The sequence below is a fragment of the Acinetobacter sp. LipI_19 genome (assembly GCF_058242925.1).
This window is the reverse complement of the sequence record NZ_JBZAYK010000001.1, coordinates 2763863-2776162: the sequence shown is the minus strand read 5'-3', so window position 1 is coordinate 2776162 and position 12300 is coordinate 2763863. Positions and strand designations below refer to the sequence as shown.

The following is a 12300-nucleotide window of genomic DNA, read 5'->3' as shown; positions in this document are numbered from 1 at the left end:
AAGATTTTTAATCTGACATTTTTACTGTATTGGTTGTAGACTATAAAAACATTTTTTCAAAAATAAGTATCAAGTGCATATATATTGTGAATGGTTTTAAATCATGAAATCAAATTTAATTACCCGTTCAGGGCATGATCTGTTGGTTGCTGAGTTACAACATCTTTGGCGAGAAGAACGACCTGAAATTACTAAGAAAGTAACATGGGCTGCAAGTCTAGGTGACCGTTCTGAGAATGCTGATTACCAGTATAATAAACAGCTACTTCGAAAAATTGATCGTCGAGTACGTTATTTGGGTAAGCGGCTAGAAGAATTACGTATTATCGATTTTTCTCCAGAGCAAGCAGGCAAAGTGTATTTTGGGGCATGGGTTGAAATTGAAAATGATGATGGTGAACAGAAAACCATACGTATTGTCGGGGTAGATGAGATTTATGATCATCATCCACAACATGTATCAATTGACTCACCGATGGCAAGAGCTTTGCTTTCAAAACAAGTGGATGATGATGTTGAAGTCGTAACACCTTTAGGGAAAAAACGTTGGTATATCAATTCAATTCGTTATGAGTAGCTTGAATATTCATCAAATCAGTAAAAATTGACTTTATTTTGTACACTTGATTGAAGAAATACTGAAAAAGATTTGCCAAGTCGCAATTTTATTTATATGATAGCCGCCATTGGAAGCGTGGCAGAGCGGTTTAATGCACCGGTCTTGAAAACCGACGAGGGTGTGAGTCCTCCGTGAGTTCGAATCTCACCGCTTCCGCCAAATATTTAAAAGACCCTTAAATTTTTAAGGGTCTTTTTTTTGCTTTGATTTTATCTCACTTACTCTATATAAAATTTTAAAAATAAAGCTATATAAGCCCTAAAATAAAGTGCTGATATGATTTGCTAAAATAATTTGCTTGGTTTGATTGAATTTTTTATATGAATGCTCAGGAGCAGGAAAAGCTCTGATTAACAGCTCAGGATTAAGATTTAGAGGCTTTTAAAATGTCTTGATAATGATCTTAAACTGAGCCCATGGACAGAATACATTTTATTTGACTACTATATTGAATGACCTGTATGGATTGTTAATGGTCAAACTTGTCAGAGACAAATTAGTCAAAGCATTGAAGAACCACATGTCCATTGGTGGATTAGTCAACTGTAGGGCTTTGGGTTGTTGATATGTCAGCTTAGATGAGTTGGATGAGCTGAGTACATTTATTTTTATAACCACAGGATTTAGCAATATCCGTACTTTTACAGCATGTTGTCTTACTATCATGTTGCATCCTATGGATTGCTTTTATACTTACCTTTACAACTAATGTGTAGAAAAAAACTCTACACAAAATTATTGAACATCTGTCTATAACGTACATTTAACTTTAAGCGAAGGAGCGAATTTACTGGATTAGATTCAACGTGCTTTGCAGGTTTATAATAGCTCGCATGAATAACCATGCTAGAAATCATTTTTTAAGAGTGGCAAGGTATCGTAGAAAGACCTTTTATTATAAGCGAATAGGTCTTAGTTTGATTTAAATGGATGCACTATGCTCTGAGTGATCATTATTTATCTTTAATGATTTCGTCACCAATCCAGTTTAAAAAATGGTTCACTTTGAGAATGTTCTCATGGGTACGTGGATAAACTAAGTGGTGTGCAGATATGGGTACGGATAAGTCATCATGAAAGACTTTGACAAGTTTTCCTGAATCTAGATAATTTTGGGTAAGTAAATTGCTTTCAAGAACGAATCCAAGCCCATGAGTTGCAGCTTCAAGCGACATGTATGAGCGATCAAAACTAAAAGTATAAGGAAATTCAGGAATACTCAGCCCTTGGTGTGCAAACCATTGAGGCCATGTCACGAGAGTAGACTTTGACAAAATTAATTCTTTTTTTAGTAGATCTTTAGGCTCAGATACTGGACTACGTTCAAGTAGTTTTGGGGAGGCAAGAACTTCTAATTTTTCACTTCGAAAAGTTCTAATTTCGACACCTGTCCAATTTGGAATACCATGACGAATATCAATATCAATTTTATCACGCGTAAAATGAAGGTTTTCATAAGAGCAAGATAAATTCACTTGAATGAGAGGATATTGTTCTTTAAATGATTCTAATCTTGGCAATAACCACAGAAGTCCAAAGCTAGGTGATGAATGGATATATAAACTATCTTTTGGGCTTTTATCTGATGCTTGTTCAGTCGCTAACATCAAATTATGCAAGATAGTGGTGACATCTTGATAATAACGTTCACCTGAAGGCGTTAAGGTCACTCCTCGTGCGCCTCTTATAAATAAGCTTTGACCAATCATTTCTTCTAGTTTTGCTATTTGATGACTGACAGCAGATGGTGTGAGATTCAAAACTTCTGCCGCTTTTGCCACATTTCCTAATCGAGCAGTTTGCTCAAACGCTTGTAAGGTTTTTATTGCAGGTACCTGATTGTAATTTTTTTCACTATTGTTCATTTAAAATTCCATTTTTCTTTCGAATACAAACTAAAAATATCATAGGCATGAATAAAATTCATGCCTAGTTGAGTTTAACCTTATTGCTGCTCACCGTGAAAAAAGAGAATCTAATGATGAATAAATATGTTGAAGATAAGAGGAATAGACATGTTACTACAAGGAAAGGTAGCGTTAATCACAGGTGCTGCATCAGAGCGTGGTATTGGTCGTGCAACAGCAGAAATCTTTGCACAGCAAGGCGCTAAAGTCATTATTGTTGATCTAGATCTTGTGCAAAGCCAGAATGCAGCTAAAGCATTGGGCGAAGGTCATTTAGGTCTAGCAGCAAATGTTGCAAATGAAGAACAAGCACACGCTGCTGTGGAAAAAGCCCTTCAACACTATGGAAAAATTGATATTTTGGTCAATAATGCAGGCATTACCCAACCTGTAAAAACATTAGATATCAAACGTAATGATTATGACCGTATTTTGGATGTCAGTCTGCGAGGAACACTCATTATGTCTCAGGCAGTAATTCCCTCAATGAAAGAAAACGGTGGAGGAAGTATTGTGTGCTTATCATCCGTTTCGGCACAACGAGGTGGTGGTATTTTTGGTGGTCCACACTACAGTGCTGCCAAAGCTGGGGTTTTAGGATTAGGTAAAGCGATGGCTCGCGAGTTTGGTGCAGATAATATTCGTGTCAACTCACTTACACCAGGTCTTATTCAAACAGATATTACGGGTGGTTTAATAAATGATGATCGTCGTCATGACATTCTTGCAGGTATTCCACTTGGTCGCTTAGGCAGAGCACAAGATGTTGCAAATGCAGCGTTATTTTTAGCCAGTGATCTATCAGCCTATTTAACAGGTGTAACTTTAGACGTAAATGGCGGCATGTTGATTCACTAAAACACAGTATTAGAAAATCTAAAATAGAGACATGGCCATGAGAGGATATTGTGGCCAATTGTAAAGGGACTCGCATGATGGATACCGTATTTTCATCTGATACAGATGCTATTCGTAAATCTGCATATCGAAAAATTGCATTTCGGCTGATGCCATTTTTAATGCTTTGTTATTTTTGTGCTTACCTAGACCGTGTAAATGTTGGTTTTGCCAAACTTCAAATGATGAGTGATTTACAGTTTAGTGAAGCTGTTTATGGACTCGGAGCAGGTATTTTCTTTATAGGATATTTCTTATGTGAAGTACCTAGCAATATTGTGCTTCATAAAGTTGGTGCTCGACGTTGGATTGCCCGAATTATGATTACATGGGGTATTTTATCAGGCTGTTTTGCATTTGTTGAAACAGAATGGCAATTCTATACCTTGCGCTTTTTACTCGGTGTTGCTGAGGCAGGGTTAGCACCAGGTTTATTACTTTATCTTACATATTGGTTCCCATCTTATCGTCGGGCCCGTATGACCGTGCTTTGGTTTATTGCGATTCCAATTTCGGGAATGATTGGCGGTCCTCTATCTGGCTTAATCATGGATCAAATGAACAATGTGCAAGGATGGTATGGCTGGCAATGGATGTTCGTTATTGAAGCGATACCCACGGTACTTGTTGGTTTATTGGTGCTAATCATTTTAAAAGACTCTGTTCAAGATGCACATTGGTTAACAAGTGCTGAAAAGAATTTAGTTCAGCAAGAAATCGCTCAAGATAATCAACAGAAAGAAGGGCATAGCAGTATTAAAGACTTCATTAGTGATAAACGCTTGTGGTTACTTGCGGGAATCTACTTTTGTGTCGTAATGGGACAATATGCAATTACTTTCTGGTTGCCGACATTAATTCGTAACTCAGGTATTAGCGACAACTGGCATATTGGCTTGTTGACCAGCCTACCTTATATATGTGCCATAGTTGTAATGCTGTTAGCAGGCCGTAGCGGAGATCACTTTAGAGAGCGTCGCTGGCATTTAATTATTCCTATGTGTGCTGGTGCAGTTGCACTGACCTTCGCAACATTGTTTGCCTCAAATCTAACCCTATCGCTGATTTGTTTATGTATTGCAGCATCAGGTGTACTCACCGCATCTTCTTTGTTTTGGATGTTACCAACCAACTTTTTAGGAGGTGTTTCAGCTGCTGCGGGTATTGCTGGAATCAATAGTTTTGCCAACCTCGCTGGATTTTGTTCTCCGTTTCTTATCGGCTGGATTACGACTAATACAGGTTCGAATGCGATTGGCATGTTCTTAATCACAGCAGTTTTATTTGTCGGTGCCAGCCTAGTACTGGGCGTTCCAGCAAAACTTGTTAATCGTTAATAAGAGAAGTTAATCATGTCAAATATTAATAAAGAAGTTCGTATTGCTGAACTACAGCAACGTGCATATAACATTCGTCAACATGCGTTACGTATGGGACAAGTACAGGGCCAAGGTTATATTGGACAGGCCTTAGGTGCAGCCGATCTACTTGCAGTTTCTTATTTTCATGCAATGAAATATCAGCCTGAGAATCCTGAATGGGAAGGGCGAGATCGCTTTTATCTTTCAATAGGTCATTATGCAATTGCTTTATATGCTGCTTTGATTGAAGCAAACGTGATTCCACTTGAAGAACTTGAAACGTATGGTTCTGATGACAGTCGTTTACCTATGTCAGGCATGGCAACGTATACCCCTGGTATGGAGATCACAGGAGGTTCGCTAGGTCATGGTTTGGGTATTGCGGTAGGTGCTTGCCTTGGATTAAAACAAAAGAAATCAGAGTCATTTATTTATAACCTCTTATCAGATGGTGAGCTCAATGAGGGCTCGACATGGGAAGCCGTAATGTCGGCTTCACATTGGAAATTAGATAATCTAATTGCAATTATTGATGTGAATAATCAGCAAGCCGATGGGCATTCATGTGAAATTCTAGCTTTTGAACCGATTATAGATCGTTGGCAATCATTTGGCTGGTATACCCAACGCGTAGATGGCAACAATATGGAAGCTTTACTTGATGCTTTTGATCAAGCGAAAAGCTACGAAGGAGCATGCCCAAGAGTAATTATTTGCGATACCAAAATGGGTAAAGGTGTTTCATTTTTAGAAAGCCGTGAAAAAACACATTTTATTCGCGTGGATGAACGCGAATGGGATGAAGCTTTAAATATATTAACCCATTACGGCAAATAAGGAGTTTAGATCCATGAGCCAATTAGCGAACTCTCCAAAGAAAAAATTAAAAACGTCTGCAATGATTGCTTCGATTGCTGCTGAAGGCCAACCAACCAAACCTGCACCATTTGGACATGCTTTAAATGCCTTGGTGAAAGAGCGTGATGATATCGTTGGATTATCAGCAGATTTATCCAAATATACAGATTTGCATATTTTTGCTAACCAAAACCCAGACAAATTCTTTCAAATGGGAATGGCAGAACAACTCCTGATGAGTGCTGCTGCTGGATTAGCTCGAGAAGGATTCGTTCCTTTTGCCACGACTTATGCTGTATTTGCTTCACGCCGAGCTTACGATTTTATCTGTATGGCGATTGCCGAAGATAATTTGAACGTAAAAATTGTAGCAGCCCTTCCTGGTTTAACTACAGGATATGGGCCAAGTCACCAAGCAACAGAAGATATTGCAATTTTCCGTGGAATGCCAAATTTAATGATCATTGATCCATGTGATGCCTTGGAAATTGAACAGGCTATTCCACAGATTGCTGCTCATCAAGGTCCTGTTTATATGCGCTTGTTACGTGGTCAAGTTCCATTGGTACTGGATAAATATAATTACCAATTTAAATTAGGTAAGGCTCAAGTGATTAAACCTGGCAAAGACCTGTTGATTATTTCTACAGGACTGCTGACGATGCGCGCTCTTGAGGCAGCTGAAGAACTTAAAAAAGAAGGAATTGAGGTTTCAGTTCTACATGTTCCAACCATTAAGCCTCTTGATGAACAGACCATTTTAGATGAGGTAGCTAAAGGAGGACGACCTGTACTTACTGCTGAAAATCATTCTGTAGTTGGTGGTTTAGGTGAAGCAGTTGGAACCTTGTTATTAAGAAATGGGCAACATCCACGTTTTGACATGATTGGTTTGCCCGATGCATTTTTAGATGCAGGTGCGCTGCCGACATTGCATGATCGATATGGTATTTCTGTTGAAGCAGTTAAAGAGAAAATTAAAAATCACTTAACCTAAGAGAATCCAATTTTGTTAGTGAATTGAGCATGGTGTACGACAGGAGTCTTGCCATGCTGCAATTTTCTCATACCACTTTTACTCCATTTAACCATTCAAAATATAGCTTATTCAATTAGTTATTTAGGGAAACTTATTTTCAAAATTTGCAGGGATTGTGCAATGAACAAAATTAATTTTTTATGTCTTATTGGTGTACTTATTGGAACAAATACGGCTTGTTTTGCTGGAAACTTATTCGATGTGAATCGGAAAAATTTAATAGGGCAAGGTGAACGAACAGCTTTAGCAGATAAAGGGATCAAATTTGATGGTAGTTTAAATCTCGATATTGCTTACTTGGCAGACGGTGGATATGTCTCACGACAAGATCCAACATATGTTAGCCAGTTTTCACTTGGTTCAACCTTAGATTTAGAAAAATTGATAAATCTAGACGGGCTGAGTGTTCGAGCATTAATTATGGCAAGACAAGGGCAGAGTGTATCAGTAGAACAGATCTCCGATCCGCAAGTACCACAATTGGCCAATGTACAGGCAAATTATGGTCGAGGAAACTCGGGTACAAGACTTGCAGAACTATCGATCGAAAAGAATTTTAGTAACGCAACTACCAGTATTCGAGTTGGGCGTTTTGCAATGGGAACTTATTTCAATGTGATGTCTTGTGACTTTCAAAATAATTCTTTTTGCGGTGCGCAAATGGGGAAATGGCAAGGCAGTAAATGGATTAATGCACCTGTAAGCCAATGGGCTGTAATGTCTAAATATAGTTTCAACCCTGAGGCTTTTATACAATTTGGTGTATTTGAATATAACCAAACAAACTTGGAAGAAAGTGAAGGATGGAATTTGGATACAAAAGATGCCGATGGCGTCAATATTCCTGTTGAGCTTGTCTGGCAGCCGAAACAGGCGATTAATAACTTAGCTGGTATCTATCGTATAGGTGCATTTTACAATACGGCTGATGATCTCAAAAATCAAAAAGACATCGTTACAGGAGAACCAAAATCTCACACATATGGGATGTGGGGAGTCGTAGAACAACAGTTAACCAAAAATGGCTCAAGTCATCAGGGGCTATACGCTTTTGTGAACTTTAGTTTTCATGATCAAACCACTAACAAAGTTGGAAATATGCAACAGATGGGTTTAAAGTACATTGGACTTTTAAATCATTATCCCAATGACATTGTAGGTTTTGCTGCGAATAGAGTTCATGTGAGTGATCGTTACAGCCAAACACAGCAAGCCATTAACAAGGATGCTGAATATAATATTGAGTTGAACTATTCATATTTCCCAATGAAATGGTTGATGCTTAGACCTAATATTCAATATGTAATCAATCCTGGGGCAACGAGTTATGTGGATAATGCTCTAGTGCTGGGCTTAAGCTCGAAAATTATTTTTTAAAAATATATCTACTATAAGAGTTGAACGATATTTTTTAAATTTCTAATATTTAAATTATCACTTTTTTAGAGCTAAATTAAGGGAATATTTTTTATTCTCTTAATTTATGAAAAATCGTCGTTTTCAATAGCTAAAAATTATAGGTATAGGTCAATCCGCTGTTGGTGGTGATGGTCACCTCATGCACATTTTCAGCAGCACACATCATACAAAGGTAGGCAGTCTCTCTAGAGAATAAAGATTATTGATATTATCAAAAAAATATATTTGAATTAACTAAAGAAAAAGGCTCATGGATTTGATATATTTTTATTAAAGACAAAGTCACTAGCAATATACACTGGCATATACCAAATAGGTTTTTTGGCTAGAAGTTTTTAATCTTTAGGGTAAAGTTAGATATTAGTGAACATAAAATGATTGTAAGTTTTCAAGTTAAAAATGTCTAAAAAGCCTTATCTATCAACAGAAATGCAAAAATACCAAACAAAGCAAAAAAGACAAAATAAATTACTTTTGCAACTTTCCATTATTCTATTTATCCCGCCTTTATTGTTATTTCCCGCGTATCCAAGAAATGACTGGCAATATTCCATTTATAAGTACATCACAGAAAATTTGTTGATTACAGTAGGTTCAAAAGGACCACTACCATTTTTTACTATTCTTTCTAGTATATACATTACAATCATTATATTTTTCTTAAGTTGCTATGTCTGCTGGTTATTCTTAAAAAAGTATGGCATTCAAGAAAACTTCCAAAAAAAAATTTACAGTTTATTCTTACAATTCGAATTTTCTTCTTCATATAAATATCCTTGGTTAGAAATACCAATAATCAAAAAAATATTAGTTTCGAGCATTTTTATTTTATGTTTTCTTGGCAGTATATGGCACTTTGTTCATGATGAAATTTCATTTCAAAGTGGTAGTCGTAAAGGTGCACTCATAGAATGGAGTTACAACTATAGAATAGGCGTATTGTTCTGGGAGTTCATTATTAGCTTGTTGAGCATCTCGCCTATTTTTTATTTCTTTCTTTTATTCATTTATCTCAGCAATTACTATTTCCGTGGGTTGGGAACTGGGAAAATTCTTTTTTCCAAAAGAAACAGCAAAACTAAAAAACGTAAGAAAAAAAGATGATTTTGTTAATTCTGCCATATTGTCTTATCCTGTAATAGAACAACACTTATCTCATAAAATGCTCAATCAATTTCTTAGGGCACTTTAATATTCTCGTGGCGTCTATACCATGCACTCCAACATATTTATGTTCTTGCTTGTCACAAATATGGAGGCTTATCCAACACGATCATGCTGAATAAGCCCATTTAAAAATCATCAATCAATATCAGGATGCTGTTTGGCAAGGTGATCACGTTTTTCTTGTAGTTCTTCGATTTTTTGATCAATTTTTTCGATTTTCTGCTCAATATTTCCATGATATTGCTCTAGAAGTTCCTCAGCTTCTTCAGGATCAACCGCCATTGGCTTGGCACCTTTAAGTGGTAAATTTGCTGTTTCTTTAAGATAAATCGCAGTAATAACACCAAAGCAACCACAAATCACCAGATAATAGGCTGGCACCATAATATTTTGAGTCGTTTCAACCAACGTTGCTGTGATGGTAGGTGTTAAACCTGCAATCACCACTGAAATATTAAAGGCAATTGCAAGTGCGCTATAGCGAATTTCAGTTGGAAACAATGCGGGTAGGGTTGAAGCCATTATTCCAATCAGCATATTGAGTGAAAGTGCCAACATCAACAGACCCAAGAAAATTAAATAAACATTATTTGTGGCAAGCAATATAAAGGCTGGATATGACAAAACAATCAGTGCAAAACTCCCTGCAAAGACAAATGGTCGACGACCAATTTTATCACTCAGCATTCCCACGAATGGCTGGACAAAGAGCATTCCGACCATTACTGCAATAATAATCAAAACGCCGTGATTCTCTGAGTAGCCTAAGTTATGTGAGAAATAACTTGGTAAATAGGTAAGTAGCATGTAATAGGTGACATTTGTACACAGAACTAGACCAACACATACCAATAGACTGCGCTTATGTTCACGGAAAATTTGTTTGAAACCCACTTTTTGCGGTTTTTTAGATAGTGACTGTTCTTCAGCATGCGCCTGAAAAGTCGGAGTTTCATCTAAAGAATGACGTAAATATAAGCCAATTAGTCCTAGTGGTAACGCTAAATAAAAGGAATTCGCCAGCCCCAATCGACAAAGGCCGCTTCCCCCATGGAAAAACTAATCATTGAAACGACACCCGCCCCAACAACAAAACCTAAAATAGAACCAAAATCCAGCCAGCTTCCCATGAAACCACGTTTTCGATCTGGTGAATATTCCGCTACAAATATTGCAGCTCCAGCATATTCTCCTCCGACTGAAAAACCCTGAGCAATTTTTACAATGAGTAGCAGAATAGGGGCCCAAATTCCTATACTTTCATAGGATGGGATTAAGCCAATACCAAAAGTACTGACGGACATGATAATAATGGTGATCGCTAGGATCTTTTGACGACCGTATTTATCACCTAAATGCCCAAAAAACAATCCACCTAAAGGTCGAAATATAAAAGGTATAGAAAAGGTTGCGAGTGCTGCAATCATTTGTATACTCGGCGATGAATTTGGAAAAAAGACTTTACCTAATACATAAGCGACATAACCATAAACACCAAAATCAAACCATTCGATTGCATTGCCTAAGGCTGCGGCTTTAATGGCTTTTTTAGTCTTATCATAATCAATAATTTCGACATCATCGATTTCAAGTGGTTTAATTTTTCTTTTATACATAAATGGCTTAATCCTAATGAATGACTGTGTTTAAAAAATCTCTAAACCAAAGTCAAAAATAAAATTCATCATGAGCAGAAATAATTAAAAGATAACGCTAAGTTACATTTAAAATTTCAATGTCATAGAATTTTAATAAATATCAATTGATTATAATTTTAGTTTTTTTGTGGTTTTTATGTGTTGGGTAATCATGAATAAAATGTATGAGATCTGATGTAATTGTGTAATGAGTTTAACGTATATAAATGAATCAAAAGGATTGAAAATAATAGTTGTGTTTCCTTTCGCTAAATTTTTTTTTGCAGTGATTAAAGCTAAATTAAATGATAAAAGATGTTAAGACTAAATATAAGGTATTAAGAGGATGATTGAAGCAAAGAACAGCCGTTAAATATAATTTTAGCTACAATCCCAATGCTAATGAGTGCAATATTAGTTATAACCTTATCCAGCTTAAATGGGACGCTAAAACTTTATAAATATTTTTTATAGATAACAATGAGTCCATTTTATAAGGTCCTGAGTTTTTTAAGTTAAATGTTATATTTTTTGTAAAAATAAGTTATTAAAAACTAATGTAATTTACAATTTTAATGATTAGTTAGACAAAATATCTGTTCATTGAGAAGTACAATTTTTAGCAAGTCACTTATTTCCTGCTTTTGTTTTATGGAAAGCCATTATGTTTTCAAATTATATTCATCCTTTTGTTTTGTTTTTCTCCTTACTCAATCCTTTTTTGATGAGTATTTATATGATCGGGATGATCAGACACACTGAAACTAAAGTATTTAATAAAGGTTTAGCACAAGGTGCTTTGATTGCTTATGTGGTTTTTATGCTTTTTGCATGGGGTGGCGAAGCAATTTTTAGTACTTATTTAAATGTTCGTTTTGAATCATTTCAGATTTTTGGTGGGCTAATTTTCTTGGTGATTGGCTATCGTTTTGTATTTCAAGGTGCAGATACTATCGGAGAAATGAGAGGAACGCCTGCACATTTGGCCAGTACCATGGCTATGCCATTTATGATTGGTCCAGGCACAATTAGTGCAGCTGTGGTGACAGGAGCGAGTATGTCTTTACTCGAATCCGCGGTGTTGATTGCTTTTACCTTATTTATTAGCTGTGGCATTTTAATGATCATGAAGTATGGGCATGACCACTTACGTTATAGCCATGCGAAATATATTGATCGCTATTTTGATATTGTTGGACGTTTATCTGCCTTGTTAATTGGGACTATTGCGATTGATATGATCGCGACAGGGATTATTGGTTTATTTGAAAAGTATTAATAATTATTTATATTTTTGATTTTTAAGATAATTATTAAATAAAAGCTGAGACATGATTTACGCTGAGGTGGGAGATCCACCTCAACATTATGTCAAAGTTTATTCAGGACTATCATC

At 36.3% G+C, this 12300-nt stretch carries 9 protein-coding genes, 1 tRNA gene and 1 pseudogene; 9 read left to right on the top strand and 2 right to left on the bottom strand.

The features are described 5' to 3' along the window. Window positions 1-103: 103 nt before the first annotated feature. Both greB and AC4CVF_RS13480 read left to right on the top strand, forming a co-directional pair. On the top strand, window positions 104-577 hold the full coding sequence (gene greB, locus AC4CVF_RS13485) for a transcription elongation factor GreB (RefSeq protein ID WP_419329036.1): 474 nt from the start codon (window positions 104-106) through the stop codon (window positions 575-577). A 111-nt stretch (window positions 578-688) separates the two neighbouring features. Then, window positions 689-778 (top strand) — tRNA-Ser (locus AC4CVF_RS13480). Between the two features lie 794 nt (window positions 779-1572). On the opposite strand, the gene AC4CVF_RS13475 is transcribed toward AC4CVF_RS13480, so the two are convergent. Beyond that, window positions 1573-2484, bottom strand: a complete 912-nt coding sequence (locus tag AC4CVF_RS13475) for a LysR substrate-binding domain-containing protein (protein WP_336952666.1) — start codon at window positions 2482-2484, stop codon at window positions 1573-1575. Window positions 2485-2634: 150 nt separating this feature from the next. Here AC4CVF_RS13475 and AC4CVF_RS13470 point away from each other — a divergent pair, with 150 nt between their 5' ends. From AC4CVF_RS13470 to AC4CVF_RS13445, 6 genes are all read left to right on the top strand, one after another. Next, on the top strand, window positions 2635-3384 hold the full coding sequence (locus AC4CVF_RS13470; RefSeq protein WP_419328414.1) for an SDR family NAD(P)-dependent oxidoreductase: 750 nt from the start codon (window positions 2635-2637) through the stop codon (window positions 3382-3384). Between the two features lie 77 nt (window positions 3385-3461). Beyond that, window positions 3462-4760, top strand: coding sequence for an MFS transporter (locus tag AC4CVF_RS13465; protein WP_336952664.1), 1299 nt, complete (start codon window positions 3462-3464; stop codon window positions 4758-4760). Between the two features lie 15 nt (window positions 4761-4775). Further along, window positions 4776-5621, top strand: coding sequence for a transketolase (locus AC4CVF_RS13460; protein ID WP_336952663.1), 846 nt, complete (start codon window positions 4776-4778; stop codon window positions 5619-5621). Window positions 5622-5634: 13 nt separating this feature from the next. After that, on the top strand, window positions 5635-6639 hold the full coding sequence (locus AC4CVF_RS13455; RefSeq protein ID WP_336952662.1) for a transketolase family protein: 1005 nt from the start codon (window positions 5635-5637) through the stop codon (window positions 6637-6639). Window positions 6640-6801: 162 nt separating this feature from the next. Then, window positions 6802-8058, top strand: a complete 1257-nt coding sequence (locus tag AC4CVF_RS13450; RefSeq protein ID WP_483770180.1) for a carbohydrate porin — start codon at window positions 6802-6804, stop codon at window positions 8056-8058. A gap of 441 nt (window positions 8059-8499) precedes the next feature. Then, on the top strand, window positions 8500-9204 hold the full coding sequence (locus AC4CVF_RS13445) for a hypothetical protein (protein WP_490789597.1): 705 nt from the start codon (window positions 8500-8502) through the stop codon (window positions 9202-9204). A gap of 198 nt (window positions 9205-9402) precedes the next feature. On the opposite strand, the pseudogene proP reads toward AC4CVF_RS13445, so the two are convergent. Continuing rightward, a pseudogene (gene proP / locus AC4CVF_RS13440) lies at window positions 9403-10883 on the bottom strand (glycine betaine/L-proline transporter ProP). A gap of 685 nt (window positions 10884-11568) precedes the next feature. On the opposite strand from proP, the gene AC4CVF_RS13435 reads away from it, so the two are divergent. Then, window positions 11569-12183, top strand: coding sequence for a MarC family protein (locus AC4CVF_RS13435; RefSeq protein WP_419328420.1), 615 nt, complete (start codon window positions 11569-11571; stop codon window positions 12181-12183). Window positions 12184-12300 lie beyond the last annotated feature (117 nt).